The organism is Streptomyces sp. P5F9 (assembly GCF_057961495.1).
Genome location: NZ_JBXVPZ010000061.1, coordinates 1 through 15,029, shown reverse-complemented (window position 1 = coordinate 15,029; position 15,029 = coordinate 1). Strand labels below are relative to the sequence as shown.

General features: G+C 70.3%; 14 protein-coding genes. 8 read left to right on the top strand and 6 right to left on the bottom strand.

All coding sequences use genetic code 11. The features are described 5' to 3' along the window. Nucleotides 1–205: 205 nt before the first annotated feature. Genes AC31A1_RS13410 through AC31A1_RS13395 form a run of 4 tightly spaced genes read right to left on the bottom strand, consistent with a single transcriptional unit; the run spans nt 206 to nt 4,217 of the window. Nucleotides 206–976, bottom strand: coding sequence for an SDR family NAD(P)-dependent oxidoreductase (locus tag AC31A1_RS13410; RefSeq protein WP_489653506.1), 771 nt, complete (start codon nt 974–976; stop codon nt 206–208). Beyond that, the gene (gene hisD / locus AC31A1_RS13405; RefSeq protein ID WP_489653505.1) at nt 973–2,292 is read right to left on the bottom strand and encodes a histidinol dehydrogenase; all 1,320 of its coding nucleotides are present in this window, start codon (nt 2,290–2,292) and stop codon (nt 973–975) included. The genes AC31A1_RS13410 and hisD overlap by 4 nt, the downstream gene beginning before the upstream one ends. 18 nt (nt 2,293–2,310) lie before the next feature. Beyond that, nucleotides 2,311–3,246, bottom strand: a complete 936-nt coding sequence (locus AC31A1_RS13400) for a VOC family protein (protein WP_489653504.1) — start codon at nt 3,244–3,246, stop codon at nt 2,311–2,313. Then, nucleotides 3,243–4,217 carry a fumarylacetoacetate hydrolase family protein gene (locus AC31A1_RS13395; protein ID WP_489653503.1) on the bottom strand — a complete coding sequence of 325 codons (975 nt, stop codon included), beginning with the start codon at nt 4,215–4,217 and terminating at the stop codon, nt 3,243–3,245. The genes AC31A1_RS13400 and AC31A1_RS13395 overlap by 4 nt, the downstream gene beginning before the upstream one ends. Before the next feature lie 298 nt (nt 4,218–4,515). On the opposite strand from AC31A1_RS13395, the gene AC31A1_RS13390 reads away from it, so the two are divergent. From AC31A1_RS13390 to AC31A1_RS13355, 8 genes are all read left to right on the top strand, one after another. Continuing rightward, a complete protein-coding gene (locus AC31A1_RS13390) occupies nt 4,516–4,821 on the top strand; it encodes an antibiotic biosynthesis monooxygenase family protein (protein ID WP_489653502.1) in 306 nt (101 codons plus the stop codon). 36 nt (nt 4,822–4,857) lie between these two features. Continuing rightward, a complete protein-coding gene (locus AC31A1_RS13385; RefSeq protein WP_489653501.1) occupies nt 4,858–5,982 on the top strand; it encodes an FAD-dependent monooxygenase in 1,125 nt (374 codons plus the stop codon). Further along, nucleotides 5,979–6,986: an amidohydrolase family protein gene (locus tag AC31A1_RS13380; RefSeq protein ID WP_489653500.1), complete on the top strand. Its 1,008-nt coding sequence runs from the start codon at nt 5,979–5,981 to the stop codon at nt 6,984–6,986. The genes AC31A1_RS13385 and AC31A1_RS13380 overlap by 4 nt, the downstream gene beginning before the upstream one ends. Continuing rightward, the gene (locus tag AC31A1_RS13375) at nt 6,983–7,960 is read left to right on the top strand and encodes a cyclase family protein (protein ID WP_489653499.1); all 978 of its coding nucleotides are present in this window, start codon (nt 6,983–6,985) and stop codon (nt 7,958–7,960) included. Before AC31A1_RS13380 ends, AC31A1_RS13375 begins: the two co-directional genes overlap by 4 nt. Before the next feature lie 8 nt (nt 7,961–7,968). Further along, nucleotides 7,969–9,339 carry an FAD-binding oxidoreductase gene (locus AC31A1_RS13370; RefSeq protein WP_489653498.1) on the top strand — a complete coding sequence of 457 codons (1,371 nt, stop codon included), beginning with the start codon at nt 7,969–7,971 and terminating at the stop codon, nt 9,337–9,339. 3 nt (nt 9,340–9,342) lie between these two features. Beyond that, nucleotides 9,343–10,299, top strand: coding sequence for a fumarylacetoacetate hydrolase family protein (locus tag AC31A1_RS13365; protein ID WP_489653497.1), 957 nt, complete (start codon nt 9,343–9,345; stop codon nt 10,297–10,299). A gap of 155 nt (nt 10,300–10,454) precedes the next feature. After that, entirely contained in the window at nt 10,455–11,435 is a 981-nt protein-coding gene (locus tag AC31A1_RS13360) for a LysR family transcriptional regulator (protein WP_489653496.1), read from the top strand. 37 nt (nt 11,436–11,472) lie between these two features. After that, nucleotides 11,473–12,243: an SDR family NAD(P)-dependent oxidoreductase gene (locus AC31A1_RS13355; protein WP_489653495.1), complete on the top strand. Its 771-nt coding sequence runs from the start codon at nt 11,473–11,475 to the stop codon at nt 12,241–12,243. Between the two features lie 49 nt (nt 12,244–12,292). Here the strand turns inward: AC31A1_RS13355 and AC31A1_RS13350 are convergent, their stop codons facing one another. Beyond that, complete coding sequence (locus AC31A1_RS13350; RefSeq protein WP_489653494.1) at nt 12,293–14,092, bottom strand: FAD-dependent oxidoreductase; 1,800 nt, start codon at nt 14,090–14,092, stop codon at nt 12,293–12,295. 55 nt (nt 14,093–14,147) lie between these two features. Next, nucleotides 14,148–15,029, bottom strand: an 882-nt coding sequence (locus AC31A1_RS13345; RefSeq protein WP_489653493.1) for a zinc-binding dehydrogenase, incomplete at its 5' end; no start/stop codon positions are given.

Genomic DNA, 15,029 nt, shown 5'->3' with positions numbered 1-15,029 from the left:
GGGTGCGCACGAGGGAGTGAAGCAGCCACAAGAACCAGGGAATAGGCGGGCGGCACACACATACGGGAGTCCGATGCCTCGGATCACGCCGACCATTTCATGGCGGTGACACAGAGTCGTCATAGCGGGCGTGTTCCGGTACGCACGACGGCGAGGCGGGCGGCTCGTCAGCCGTCCACCTCGCCGTTTTCCGCACCCCATTCAGCTACGACGGGGCGATCATCCCGGCCGACAGGTCGATGTCGGCCCCGCACAGGCCGGGCATCGCCAGCATCGCCACGAGTGCCTGCGCGACCTCGCGTTCCTCGACGAGCCGGCCGAGGGCGGCGCGGGAGGCGAAGTCACGTTCGGCCTCGGCGACGGTGCAGCCGGTCAGTTCGGCGGTGAGCTTGAAGTTGCGGTCCATCCGCGGGCCCCGAACCGGGCCCGGGGAAAGGGAGTTGACCGCGATCCCCCGCGGGCCGACCTCCCCGGCGAGCGTCCGGGTCAGGCCGAGCAGCGCCATCTTGGAGGCGGTGTACGGGGTGCGGTTGAGGAGGGGGCGCTTGCCGCTGACCGAGGCGACGTTGACGATGTCACCGCGCCCGGCGGCGAGCATCGGCGGGAGGAAGGCCCGGCACATCAGATAGACGCCCCGGACGTTGGCGGCGAACACCTCGTCCCACTCGTCCGGCTCGATGTCGACCAACGGCCTTACGGGACCGGCGACTCCGGCGTTGTTGACCAGCAACGACACGTCCTCGTCGGCCAGTTCGGCGGCGAGCGCGTCGACGGCCGAAGGGTCGGAGACGTCGCAGGAGGCCGTACGGGCTTGTCCGCCGTCCTTGACCACACGTGCCGCCGCCTCCGCGAGCGCCGTCTCGTTGCGGCCGACCAGGATCACCCGGACCCCGGCGTCCGCGAGAGCCAGCGCGAAGGCACGCCCGAGCGGTCCCCCGCCGCCGGTGATCAGTGCCGTACGACCGTCCAGTGTCACGCGGTGTTCCAGGGCAGTTCGTCGCCCGCGGCCCTCGCCGCCCGTACGTCGCCGGAGCGCGCGTGGCCCTCGAACAGTTCGACGCGGGCCGCCCGCCCGCACAGCCGGCCGAGCAGCGCCTGGGAGCCGGGGTCGGTGACCTCCTGGTAGGTGACCGTCTTGAGGTACTTCCCCACCCACAGCCCGCCGGTATAGCGCGCGGCACCACGTGTGGGCAGCACATGGTTCGTGCCGATGACCTTGTCGCCGAACGACACACACGTACCCTCGCCCAGGAACAGGGCGCCGTACTGGGTCATCCGCTCCAGCGCGAGGCGGGGTTCGGCGGTCAGGACCTCGACGTGCTCAAAGGCGAACTCGTCGGCCAGCGCGTACAGCTCGTCCAGGCTGTCGACGACATGCACCTGACCGTGATCGCGCCAGGCGGGCCCGGCGAAGTCGCGGGTGGGCATGCCGGGCAGCAGGCGTTCGACCTCGGCGATGGTCTTCTCGGCGACCTCGCGGGAGGTGGTGATGAGGACGGCCGGGGAGTCCGGGCCGTGCTCGGCCTGGGAGAGCAGGTCCACGGCGCAGGTGAAGGGATCGGCGTCCGCGTCGGCGAGGACGAGGATCTCGGTCGGCCCGGCGAACAGGTCGATGCCGATCTCCCCGAACAACTGCCGCTTGGCCTCGGCGACGTAGGCGTTGCCGGGCCCGGCAATGAGATTCACGGGCCGCATGGTGTCGGTGCCGACGGACATGGCGGCCACCGCCTGCACCCCGCCCAGCAGCCAGATCTCGTCCGCGCCCGCCAGATGCGCGGCGGCGACGGTGGCGGCCGGGATCTCCCCGTGGATGGGCGGCGTACAGGCCACGACCCGGGGCACGCCCGCGACCTTGGCCGTGACAATGGTCATGTGCGCGGACGCGGTCAGCGGGTAACGCCCACCAGGGATGTACGCGCCCGCCGCCTGCACCGGAATGTGCCTCTGCCCGAGCCGCACACCCGGCAGCGTCTCCACCTCGAACTCCCCCAAGGAGTCGAGCTGGTGACGGGCGAAGGTGCGCACCTGGTCCTGGACGAAACGGATGTCGTCGATGACCTGTTGCGGCACCGACGCGATGATCTTCTCGACCTCCTCGTCCGTCAGTCGGAAGGAGTCGGGGCTCCACTTGTCGAACTTCTCCGAGTAGGCGCGCACCGCCTCGTCGCCGCGTGCGCGGATGTCCGCGATGACGCCGGTCACGGTCTCGCGTACCCGGTCGAGGGAGGCGGTCACCTCCGACTTGGGCACGGCGTGCTTCAGGATCGTTGCCACAACAGCGGCCTCTCTCATGCGGGTTGGGTGTTCTGCTCAGACCGGCGGGGCTTCGAAGATCACGTCGGGGTCGTTGAACTGCTCCTTGGCGACCGACTCGCTCATCGGGTCGGCGGTACCCCACTGGTCCTGGGTGACCGGATCGTCGACGTCATGGCGGCCCGGATGCCACACGTCCTCTTCGAGGACGGCGAGTTCGGTCGTGTACTCGACGGTGTTGCCGTGCGGGTCATGGAAATACGAGAAGGTGTTGTCACCGGCGAGATGCCGCCCGGGACCCCAGGTCAACCGGGTCCCGGCACGCAGCGCCCGCCCGGTGCCCCGCATGTACTCCTCGACCCCGCGCATCTCGAACGAGGCGTGATGCAGGGACACATGAGGTCCCCGGGCGATCGCGAAGGAGTGGTGCAGCGGGCTGCACCGCAGGAAGTACATGAGGTCACCCATGTGCGTGGAGTACAGCGTGTCGGTCAGCCGGAACCCGAGGTGCTGGACGTAGAAGTCCCGAAGCCCCTCCGGGTCCTGGGAGTTGACCACACAGTGCGAGAGCCGGACCGGAATCGCCTCACGCTCCTCGATCCTGCGGTGAGCGCGGGTGGCGACGTCCGCCGACACCTCGACGACCCGCCCGTCCGGGTCGAAGAACCGGAAGCCGTAGCCACCGCCAGGAGTGTCCAACACGCCTGGTTCCCCGAGGAGTTGGACGCCGGCCCGTCCCAGCTGTCCGTGCAACTCGTCGACGGCGGCCGGTGATTCAGCGCCAAAGGCAACGAGGTCCATCCGCTTCCGCTCGTCCTCGCGGATGCGCACGATGTACTGCTCGGGGCTGCCCTCGGCGGCGAAGAAGGCGACACCGCTGTCGTTCGCGACCTCGGTCAGGCCCCACGTCGTGCCGTAGAAGGCGCGCTGGCGGGCGAAGTCCGGTACGGCCAGGTCGACATGGCGCAGATGGGTGATCGGCTGGAAACTCATGCGTGGCTCCTGACGGTGTTGCGCTGATGGCCCAGGCCGGTGATCTCGGACTCGACGACGTCGCCGGGCTTCAGGAAGACGCCCCAGTGCGCACCGTTGCCGGCCGGGGAACCGGTCAGTAGCAGATCGCCGGGACGCAGGGTCGTGGTCGTGGAGACGTACGCGATCAGCCGCGGGATGTCGAAGATCATGTCCTTCGTCGACTCGTCCTGCCGGACAACTCCGTTGTGGCGCAGGGTGATCCGCAAGTCCCCGGGATCACCGACGAACGCGGCCGGCACCAGGAAGGGCCCGGTCGGCAGGAACGTGTCGGCGTTCTTCGCGGTGAACCAGTCGGTACCGATCGCCTTCAGATCGGGCCGGTAGAGACGATCCCGAGTCGTGAGGTCGTTCGAGATCGTGTATCCGGCGACGTACTCCATCGCGTGCTCAGCCGGGATGTTCTTGCCCGACTTGCCGATGACCAGGGCGAGTTCGAGTTCCCAGTCATGCTGGTCGCCGAACGCGGGCAGCACGATGTCGTCGTAGGGACCGGAGATGGCGCGCGGGGAGCCGAGGAAGACGTACGGCACGCCGTTGCGGGCACGCTCGTCCATCATCAACTCGGCATCCGCGCGGGCCTCTTCGGGAGTGGCGCCGTGCACGCTCTCCTTCTCGGCGGCGACCAGATCGACCACATGCTTGCGGTAATTGGCACCGCTCTGCAGGATCTGACCGGGCTCGATCGGGGTCAGGACACGCAACGCGGCCAGGTCGTACCAGGTGCCGTCGGCGGACCGGGCCAAGCCGTCGAGCCGGGGCAGCCAGCTGTCCCACTCCTCGACCAGCGCACGGATCGACGGCACAAGATCGGAGAGGTCACGCACGCGATCCCCGGTGACCAGTCCGGGGAAGTCCGCCTCACCGGAAGCGCCCGAGGCGAACGTGCCGAGCGCGAACGGTCCGGCGTGGGTGGGCAGTTGATCGGGCACGGCGCTCTCCTCGTACGGGTGGGGGCTCGCCGTCGACGCTAGGCAGCCTCGGGGCGCGGCGGAAATGGCGATCCGCGATGCCTGCCATCACCGGCCCGCCGGACTCGGGACCACTGCTCCATCGGCCGCCCGCCGGACACCGAACCGCCGCCCCGTCCAGCGGCCCGCCGGACGGCTGAACCGCTGGTCCATCGCCGTGCGGGATGCATGACGTCCCCCTTGCCGATGCCTCGATCCGTTGACCCCCGCGTCGGGCGCCACGCAGGCTCGGAGCACCCCACCACCCGAGGAGCGCACCGTGGTTGTCGAGCATGCCGAGCTGACCGTCGAGGCCGGTCGTGAGCAGGAGTTCGAGGAGGTCTTCGGCAAGGCCCGCGAGGTGCTGACCGAGGCCGACGGCTTCCGCTGGGCCGAGCTGCTGCGCGGTGCGGAGCGCCCGACGACCTTCCTTCTGCTGGTCGGCTGGGAGTCGGTCGAGGCGCACACGGTCGGTTTCCGGGAGTCCGAGGCCTTCGGGCGCTGGCGGGCCCTGGTCGGGCCGTTCTTCGCCGCGCCGCCGGCCGTCGAGCACTTCCACGAACTCGGCGCCCGCTTCTCGGGATGACCCCCACTCTTCTGTCTACGTTCGCAAGGATCGCCCATGCCCGTACAAAAGGTGCTCGTCGTCGGCGGCGGCATCACCGGAAGCGTGCTGTGTCTCGCGCTCGCTCAACGCGGCGCCGAGGTGGAGCTCGCCGAGATCTCTCCGCAGTGGTTCGGTGTGGGCCACGGCATCACCCTTCAGGGCAACGCGCTCAAGGCGTTGCGTTCCGTGGGTGTCCTGGACCGGGTGCTGGCCCGGGCGGTGCCGTTCGACATCATGCGGCTACGCCGCGCCGACGGCGGGCTGCTCACCGAGTTGGACACCCCGCACACCGGGGGGCCCGAACTGCCGTCCACAGCGGGGGCGTTGCGCTCGGATCTGCAGGACGCGCTGTGCGACGCGGTGCGCGCGCACGGGGTGCGGGTCCGCCTCGGGCTGAGCGTCGACCGGCTCGACCAGTCACCCGACCATGTGGACGTGGTCTTCACGGACGGTTCGGCCGGCCGCTACGACCTCGTCGTGGGCGCCGACGGCATCAACTCGGCGATGCGCGCCCTGATCGGCATCGATGCCAAGCCGCGCCCCGTCGGCATGTCGATCTTCCGGGTCGTCGCGGAACGCCCGGCCGAGATGGACTGCGCCGAGGTGTACTACGGCGGCCCCCGCTTCAAGGCCGGCTACAGCCCGATCTCCCCGTACCAGTGCTACGCCTACCTCCTCGACGAGAACCTCGACACCACCCTGGTCGGCCCCCGCGCGCCCCTCGCCCTGCTGCGTGAACGCGGTGCCGGGTACGGCGGCACCTGGGGCAGGATCCTCGCCTCGCTGCCGGACGACACGGCGGTCGACTACCGCTGGATCGAGGCGATCCTCGTCGACGAGCCCTGGCATCGAGGCCGCGCGATGGTCATCGGCGACGCCGCGCACGCCTGTCCGCCGCTGATCGCCCAGGGCGCCGCGATGTGCATGGAAGACGCCGTGCTGCTCGCCGAGTTGGTGACGGGAGACGAGCCGACGGAGAAGGCCCTGGACCAGTTCATGGCACGGCGGTTGCCCCGGGTGCGGATGGTCCTGGAGAACTCCCTCCAGCTCGCCGACTGGGAGATCCACCCGGGCACCCCCGGCGCCGACCCGGCCCGGATCATGTCGGAGACCCTGGACACCCTGACGGCGGCGGCGTGACCGGCTCGCCCGTGGTCGACTTCCACGGCCACCTCGCCGTCCCCGCCGCCGACGCCCTGGTCACGGGCACCCCGGGTCTCGCCGCCGAACTCGCGGCCGAGCAGCACGCCCACTCCCCCGTGTCCCTGACCGTCAACCGCGCCCAACTCCAGCGCCTGGCACCCAAGTTGACGGACGTCAGCACGCGCCTCGCGGACCTCGACGCGATGGGCGTCGACATCCAGGTGGTCGGCCCGATGCCGATGCACCACTACTGGGCCGACCCGGACCTCGCGATCCACCTCGCCCGTGCCGTCAACGCGGCCGTGGCCGCGCACTGCGCCGTCGCGCCCGACCGGCTGTACGGCCTGGGCACGGTCCCGCTCCAACACCCGGACCTCGCGGTCGCGTTGCTGGACCAAGCCGTCAACGACCATGGCCTGTACGGCATCAGCGTCTCCACGACGGTCGACGGCCGCGAACTGGCCGACCCCGCGCACGACGTGGTGTGGCAACGGGCCGAGGAGCTGGGGGTGGTCATCTTCGTGCACCCCTGGGGCTGCTCCCTCGGCGAGCGTCTGGCCACCAACTACCTGGGAAACACGGTCGGTCAGCCGGTCGAGACAACGGTCGCGCTCTCGCATCTCATCTTCACTGGCGTCCTCGACCGCTTCCCGCGCCTGAAACTGGTGGCGGCGCACGGCGGCGGCTATCTGCCCACCTACATCGGCCGCTCCGACCACGCCTGGCGGGTACGGGCGGACGCGCGCGGCTGCGTGGAGCCGCCGAGCGCATATCTGCGCCGGATGTGGTTCGACGCGCTGGTCTACACCCCGGGCGCGCTGCGTCACCTCGTCGAGGCGGTGGGCGCGGACCGGGTCGTCCTCGGTACCGACCACCCCTTCGACATGGGCGTCGACGATCCGGTGGACCGCCTGGACGCGGCCGGGCTCACCCCGGCCGACCGGGCCGCCGTCGCCGGGGGCAACGCCCTCGACCTGCTGCTGAAAGGACGTACGCGATGACCGCCGGTGCCCTCGGTCCGATCGAGGAAGAACTCGCCAAGGCCCGTTCCGCCTACCGCAATTGGGGCCGCTGGGGTGAGGACGACGTGCTCGGCACGCTGAACTTCATCGACGACGCGATCCGCGCCCACGCGGTGGGCCTGGTGCGGCGCGGGCGGTCCTTCTCGCTCGCCCAGGAGTTCAACGAGTCGGGCCCGCAGCGCGGTTTCCGCGGCCGTATCAACCCGGTCCACTACATGCGGGACACCGGCTCCGACGCGGCGGCCGGCACCCAGGGCTTCCCGCACGGCTTCGGCGGCGCCGACGACCACGTCCTGATGCCCTTGCAGGCCTCCACGCAGTGGGACGGCCTGGGCCACATCTACGACAACAAGCAGGCGTGGAACGGCCGTCCGTGCACCATCGTCAACGGCGACGGCGACTCGGTCACCGGCATCGAGCACATGAAGGAGGCCTTCACCAGCCGCGGAGTCCTCCTCGACGTGGGCCGCGCCGTCGGCGACGAGCACGGTGAACTCCCGGACGGATTCCCCATCCTGGAGGAGCACCTCCGGGCCACGGTCGAGGCACAGGGCGCGACCAGTTCCGTACGGCGCGGCGACCTCGTCCTGATCCGCACGGGCCAACTCGGCCGCGTACGGCGGCTCGGCGCGTGGGGCGGTTACGCCGCCGGTGACGCGCCCGGCCTCTCCTTCACCACCCTCGGCTGGCTGCATCGTACGGAGATCGCGGCAATAGCCTGCGACACGTGGGGACTTGAGGTACGGCCCTACGAGTTCCCCCAGCCCGCGATGTCCCCGCTGCACCAGATAGCGATCCCCAACATGGGCCTCCCGCTGGGCGAGATGTGGGACCTGGAGGCACTGGCCGAGGACTGCGCGGCCGACGGCGTCTACGAGTTCCTGCTGGTCGCCGCGCCGCTGCCGGTGACCGGTGCGGTGGGCGCCCCCGTCAACCCGATCGCGATCAAGTGAGTCCCCGAGTGAACCTCGACCGATTCTCCGGCACCCTCCACCTCCCCGACGACGAGGACTTCGAGACGGCGTGCTTCGGGCGGGTCTTCAACGCCCGCCTCCCGTACGGCCGATCACCGGCCGCCGTCCTGATGGCCGAGTCCGAGCAGGACGTGGTGGAGGGTGTACGGCTCGCCCTCGAACGCGGTTGGCAGGTCACCGTCCGTTCCGGCGGGCACAGTTGGGCCGCCTGGTCGGTTCGCCAGGACGCGCTGCTGATCGACCTCGGGGGCTTCCGCGAGATGGTCTACGACCCGGGGACCGGGATCGTGACGGCAACGCCCAGCGTCAAAGGCGGCGATGAACTCAACCCGTACCTCGGCGAGTTCGGGCGCTTCTTCAACGGTGGCCACTGCCCCTCCGTCGGCATCGGCGGCTTCCTGCTCCAAGGCGGGCAGGGCTGGAACGCGCGCGGCTGGGGCTGGGCGGCGGAGAACATCGTGGCGATCGATGTAGTCACCGCCGAGGGTGAGTTGGTGCACGCCGACGACAGACATCACAGCGACCTGTTCTGGGCGGCGCGTGGTGCGGGCCCGGGCTTCTTCGGCATCGTCACCCGATTCCATCTGCGTACGCGCCCACTGCCGACGTATCTGGGCCACACCGTGCACGCGTATCCGCTCGACCTGTTCGACGAGGTCATGACCTGGTTGCACGGCATGCACCACACGGTCTCGGACCTGGTCGAGATCGTCGCGCTCACCCAGACACCGCCCGACCTGGACGAACCGGTGCTGCTCGTCACGGGCGTGTCGATGACCGACACCGCGGACGAAGCCGCCGAGGCGCTGGCGCCGCTGCACGCCAACCCCTACGCGGATCGGGCGCTGTTCCGCGTGGAGGCCCAACAGACCACGCTGGCCGAGCAGTTGGCCGGTCAGCGCATCGCCAACCCCGAGGGCCACCGTTACCTGGTCGACAACGCCTGGCTGACCGGCCCCGCCGACGAGGTCGTCCCGGCGATCCGCAAGGCGTTCACCGAGCAGCCCACCCGGCAGACCTTCACCATCTGGTTCTCCATGGCCCCGCTGCGCCAACTCCCCGACATGGCCTTCTCGTTGCAGTCGGAGATCTACTGCGCCACGTACGTCATCCACGACGACCCGGCACGGGACGCGGAGTTGCGTGCCTGGCTGGACGGGGCGATGGCGGACATGGAGCCGGTGTCCGCCGGCCAGTACCTCGGCGACTCCGACTTCACCGTGCGGCAGCTGAGGTTCATGGGCGAGGAACAGTGGTGCCGGCTGCGGGAGATCCGGGCCGCATACGACCCCAAGGGCCTCTTCGCCGGCTACCTCAGCACGGGCACCGTCACCAACACCAACCACTGGGAGCAGTGAGCGATGCGTTTCACGACATACGAGTACGAGGGCGTGGAACGCGCCGGGGTCCTGCGCGACGGGACCGTTCATCCCCTGCCCGAGGGGATCACCGTACTGACCCTGCTGGAGCAGGACGTGCTGCACGCGGCGGGCACCGAAGCACTGCGTACATCAAGCGACTTGACGGTGGATCAGGTGCGGCTGCTGCCTCCCCTCAAGCCGCCGTCCATCCGGGACTTCGTCGGTTTCGAGGCGCACATCGAGGGGGTCTCGAAGTCCCTGGACGGGCTGGAGCACGTGCCCGAGGAGTGGTACCGGGCGCCCAACTTCTACTTCACCAACCCCCATGCCGCGTACGGCGCCCACGACGACGTGCCGGTACCGGCGGGCTGTTCGGTGCTCGACTTCGAGTTGGAGGTCGGGGTGGTCATCGGACGCGCCGGGCGTGATCTCACGCCGGAGCGGGCGCGCGAGCACATCGTCGGCTATCTGGTCTTCAACGACTGGTCGGCGCGCGATCTGCAGAAACCGGAGAAGAACCTCGGGCTCGGTTTCTCCAAGGGCAAGGACTTCGCGAACACGCTCGGCCCCTGCCTGGTCACCGCCGACGAGGTCGAGGACCGGCGCGACCCGGACGGCTTCCTGGACCTGGAGATGACGGTCACGCTCAACGGCGAGCTGATCGGCCGCGACACCCTCGCCAACGTCTCCTGGACCTTCGAGGAGATGATCGCCTACGCCTCCCGGGACGCCTGGGTGCGCCCCGGGGACATCCTCGGCTCGGGCACCTGCGGCTGGGGCGCGCTGGCCGAGTTCTGGGGCCGGGTCGGCGAACGCACCCCGCCGCCGCTCCAGCCGGGCGACGAGGTGACCCTTGCGGTGGAGCGCCTCGGCACCCTCTCCAACCGTGTCGTGCCCGGCCGTACGGACGTATACCTGCCGCGCGCCCGCAAGCGCGGCCGCACCCCCCGGCCGTAGAAGCGTCGGAAAACCCTCCGACCTGCACACATCCGGGGATCCGATGGCAGCTATCGGATCCCTGTGACTTCTCCCCGGCCCCTTCCTCGGCGGGTACCCGCTCGTTACGCTCCGGTTTCACCGAGCTTCAACGACGCGGCCGGAAGGACACACGCATGGGTCTGGGAGCAATCGACCTGAATCTTCTGGTGGCTCTGGAAGCCCTCCTGGAGGAGAAGAACGTCACCCACGCGGGGGTGCGGCTGTCCACCAGCCAGTCCGCGATGAGCGGCTCCCTGGCCCGGTTGCGGCGGCACTTCAACGACGAGCTGCTGGTGCGGGTGGGCCGCGAGTACGAGCTGACCCCGCTCGCGGAGCGGCTGCTTCCGGTCGTCCGGTCCTCCCTGCACAAGGCGGAGGAGGCGCTCTCGCTGACCAGGCACTTCGACCCGTCGCGCAGTCGGCAGCGGTTCTCGGTCGTGATGTCCGACTATGTCATGACGGTGTTCATGGAACCGCTGCTGCGAGCCCTCGCGCAGGAGGCCCCGGGCATCCGGATCGACTTCCATCCGATCGTCATCGGGCAGTTGGAGACGGAGACCCATCTGCGCTGCCACGACCTGATGATCGTGCCGCTCGGCTATCAGCTGCCGGGCGTCAGCGAGACCGTGATGCACGACCGGTTCGTGTGCATCGTCGACCCGGACAACCCTCGGCTGGTGGACGGGCGGCTCTCGCTGCGCGACCTCGCGGAGATGCCGCACGCGGCGTGCGTCATCGGCAAACTCACGCCCGCCGACCGGCAGTTGGAGACCCTGGGCATCACGCCCCGGGTGCAGGTCAGCACGCCCGGCTTCAACGTGCTGCCGTTCCTGGTGGGCGGCACCGACCTCGTCGCCGTGGTCCCCGAGCGGCTCGCCCGGCGCTACGAGGGCTTCGCGCGCTGTGCCGTCGTACCGACGCCCTTCCCGGACGTACCGCTGGTGGAGGCCATGTACTGGCACCACAACCGGCACGCGGACCCGGCGCACCGCTGGCTGCGGGAGACGGTCCGCAAGGTGGCCGGGGCGCTGGACGATCCGGTGGTGCGGGAGATCGCCGGCGCGGATGCCACCCATGCCGATCGTGCGTTTCCGGAGCTGACTCCGGCTTCCTAGCGTGGACGGGAGACAGCCCGCACCCCCTGGAGGAACCGTGAGCCGCACGCGTCTGGCCGGTCGTACCGTCGTCGTCACCGGGGCCGCGCAGGGCCAGGGAGCCGCCGAGGTCGCGGCCGCCGCCCAGGAGGGGGCGACGGTGATCGCGACCGACGTCCTGGACGAGGCGGGCGAGAAACTCGCCGCGTCACTCCGGGGCGACGGCCTCGACGTGCGCTACCGGCACCTGGACGTGTCGTCACCGGACGACTGGGCAGACCTCGCGGCGGCCCTGGCCCAGGTGCACGGTCTCGTCAACAACGCGGGCATCGCCGTGCGCGCCCGCCTCGGTTCGGTCGAACTCGCCGACTGGAACCGGGCGTTCGCGGTCAACACCACGGGGGCGCTGCTCGGCATCCAGGCCCTCACCCCGCTGATGCCGGCCGGTTCGTCCATCGTGAACGTCGGCTCGGTCGCGGGGCTCACCGCGCACCACGCGGTCGCGTACACCGCGAGCAAGTGGGCGCTGCGCGGCCTGTCGAAGGTGGCCGCGCTGGAGCTGGCCCCGCGCGGCATCCGTACGAACGTGATCCACCCCGGCTACATCGAGACCCCGTTGATGGCCTCCGCGAACCCGGTGTTCGTCCAGGCCCACCTGTCCCTGACCCCGCAAGGTAGGGCGGGCACGGTCGATGAGGTGGCGCCGCTGGTCGTCTATCTGCTGTCCGACGAGGCGTCGTACGTCAACGGCGCGGAGATCACCGTCGACGGCGGGTACGCGGCGCACGGCGGGGTGAAGGCCATCACGAACGCCCTAGACGCCACGTGACGGCCGACGTCCTGGGCGAGACCGGCCGTCGGGGGCGAGGAGCGAAGATCTACTGATCGGTTCGGTCGGTGCGGAAGTTGGCGGTCAGCCGGTTGATGCTCTTGACCGCGAGTGCGGCGAAGTTCGAACGGGCGACGATCGCGGTGGTCTCGCCGTGCCGTCGGACGCTGCGCAGGTCGCGCTGTACCTGGCGCGAGAGTTGATGGAGTTCGCGCTGGGCGGTGGCCAGCCGCTGCTCGGCGGCGCTTCGGGCCTGTCGGTGCTCCCGTCGGGTACGGGGAGCACCGGTGGTCTCGGACGAGGTCTCTGTGGGCATGTCGGCGCTCGCTTCCGTGGTGGTGGGTCGCGTCGCCACGACGGGGCGGACGCCGACGGTGTCCAAATAGGCTTCTACGGCGGGGAGTTCAGCGGTATCGACCACGGCGGCCACGTATCCGTCCGGGCGGACGAGCACCCACTGCTCGGCGGACAGTCCGTAGGCGTTCTGGACACGGTCGCCGCTGTCGACGATGTCGCCCCTGGCGCCGATGGTGTGGATGTGCAGGCCGGCGCGCGCTGCCGGGACCGAGGCGCCGTCGACGTCGTGGCCGAGCAGGGTCCAGTGGGGGCCTTGGAAGAGGCTGAACAGGCGGGTGGGGAGGCCGCCCGCGCCGGTGACGGGTGAGTCGGGCGCGCGGTCGCCGGCCAGTACGCCCTTGTCGCGCTCGGGGGTGTGCAGCGACAGGGGTGAGTCGAGGTAGCCGAGGTCGAGTTGGCTGACTTCGCGGCCCCGGTGGATGTCACGGTTCTTGGCCGCTTCGAGCAGCTTCTCGGAGAGGCCGAGGACGGCTTGGGCGATGGGCCGGCGTTCCTGCTCGTACGTCTCCAGCAGGGAATCCGGGGCGCCGTCGAGCACGGCGGCGAGCTTCCAGCCGAGGTTGTAGGCGTCCTGGACACTGGTGTTGAGGCCCTGTCCGCCGGTCGGCGGGTGGCAGTGCGCGGCGTCACCGGTCAGGAACACGCGCCCCTGCCGGTACGAGTCGGCCAGCCGAGCGTTCATCTGGAACGCGGACGCCCAGGACACGGAGCGGATCAGGACGTCGTCGCGGCCGGTGCGCTCTCGGAAGAAGGCGGTGAGCCCCTCGGCCGAGAGGTCCAGGTCGACGTCGAAGGGGACGGGCGCCTGGAGCTGGAACATGTCGGTGCCGTAGAGCGGGCACATCGAGACCTGCCCTGCGGTGTCCTCGCCCCACCGGTGCCAGGCGTCCGACGAGACGCCGTCGACGTACACGTCGGCCACGATCGCCCGTACGCCGAGGGTCTTGCCGGGGAAGCCGATGCCGAGCGCCTTGCGGACGAAGCTCGATCCGCCGTCGGCGCCGATCAAGTACCGTGCCCGCACTGCCTGTTCGCCGTCCGGGGTGGCGATGCGCGCGGTCACACCGTCGCCGTCCTGGTCGAAGCCGACGAGTTCGTGGCCGTAGTGCGGAGCATGGCCCAGCTCGGCGAGGCGTTCGCGCAGCCGGCGCTCGGTGAGGAACTGCGGGACGAGCAAGGGTATTTGGTACGGCTCCTCGGGCGTCGGCTCCGACATCTCCACGCCGGCCTGGTCGAGGGGCCCGTCGGCGGTGTAGACGCGCTGGACAGGATATTCACCGCCGGAGGCGACGATCCGGTCGATCACGCCGAGGTCCTCGAAGACCTCCTGGCTGCGGGGCTGGATCCCCTTGCCGCGGGAGCCGGCGAACGGGTGCGGCGCCTTGTCGATCAGCAGGAAGGCGATGTTCCTGCGGGCGAGGTCGAGGGCGAGGGTCAGACCGGCCGCGCCGGTGCCGCAGATGATGACGCCGGTGTCTGTGGTGGGGGACATGGCTCCAGGCTCCTTGGGTGATTCCGGTACGAACTGCATGACGGTCGGGGCGAGTTCAGGGCATCAGGACGGTGCGTACGCCCGGGACCTCGGACGCGTTCCAGGCACTCTCGACGTCGGCGAGGGGTACCGCCTTGGCGGTGACCGCGATGCCGCCGCTCTCGATCTCCTCGACGAGGGACGGGAGTTCCTCCAGGTACGTCCTGGTCGACACCGCGCCCTGGCCGTTGCCCTGGAGCCGGAAGTTCGCCGAACGCAGTGCCACCGACGGGAGTTCGATGGTCGGGCCCGCCATGGCGCCGATCTGGATCCAGTCCAGGGCGCGGCTCCGGTCGGCGCGGGCCCGCAGCAGCGCCATGATCGCGTCGCCGGCCGGCTTGCCCCACAAGTAGTCGATGACCAGGTCGACTTCGGCGGCCTCCTTGGCCAGCTCCGTAGCCGTGGCGTCGGTGTCGTCGGTGAGCGCGACGGTCGCGTCCGCGCCGAGCCCGGCCAGCGTCGCCAGCCGGGCCTGGTCACGTCCGGCTCCGACGACCCGACCGGCGCCGAGCCGCTTGGCGACCTGGACGGCCATCTGCCCGGCGTTGCCGGTGGCGCCGAGGATCAGCACCGACTGCCCGGCCTCGATCGGGACGCGGCGGCGCAGCGCCACCCAGGACGACATGGCGGGGTTCATCGCTGCGGCGATCTTCACGACGTCGGCGCCGTCGGGCAGCGGGATGCCGTGCCGGCTGTCGATGACGGTCCGGGTGGCCATCGGGCCGGCCAGTTCGTCGTCGGCGACGAAGTACACCGGGCGACCGTCCGCCCGCCGGCCGACCCCGTCGACTCCAGGGACCATCGGCAGCTTGCCGGTACTGGTGTAGTGGTTGCCCGACGCGCCGGTGCGGACGCGGGGGTGCAGGCCCACGGCGAGGACGTCGACCAGTTCCTGGTC

Coding starts and splice junctions, on each gene's coding strand:
- AC31A1_RS13350 (WP_489653494.1), bottom strand. CDS start 14,092: ATGTCCCCCACCACAGACACCGGCGTCATCATCTGCGGCACCGGCGCG.
- AC31A1_RS13385 (WP_489653501.1), top strand. CDS start 4,858: ATGCCCGTACAAAAGGTGCTCGTCGTCGGCGGCGGCATCACCGGAAGC.
- AC31A1_RS13400 (WP_489653504.1), bottom strand. CDS start 3,246: ATGAGTTTCCAGCCGATCACCCATCTGCGCCATGTCGACCTGGCCGTA.
- AC31A1_RS13365 (WP_489653497.1), top strand. CDS start 9,343: ATGCGTTTCACGACATACGAGTACGAGGGCGTGGAACGCGCCGGGGTC.
- AC31A1_RS13360 (WP_489653496.1), top strand. CDS start 10,455: ATGGGTCTGGGAGCAATCGACCTGAATCTTCTGGTGGCTCTGGAAGCC.
- AC31A1_RS13375 (WP_489653499.1), top strand. CDS start 6,983: ATGACCGCCGGTGCCCTCGGTCCGATCGAGGAAGAACTCGCCAAGGCC.
- hisD (WP_489653505.1), bottom strand. CDS start 2,292: ATGAGAGAGGCCGCTGTTGTGGCAACGATCCTGAAGCACGCCGTGCCC.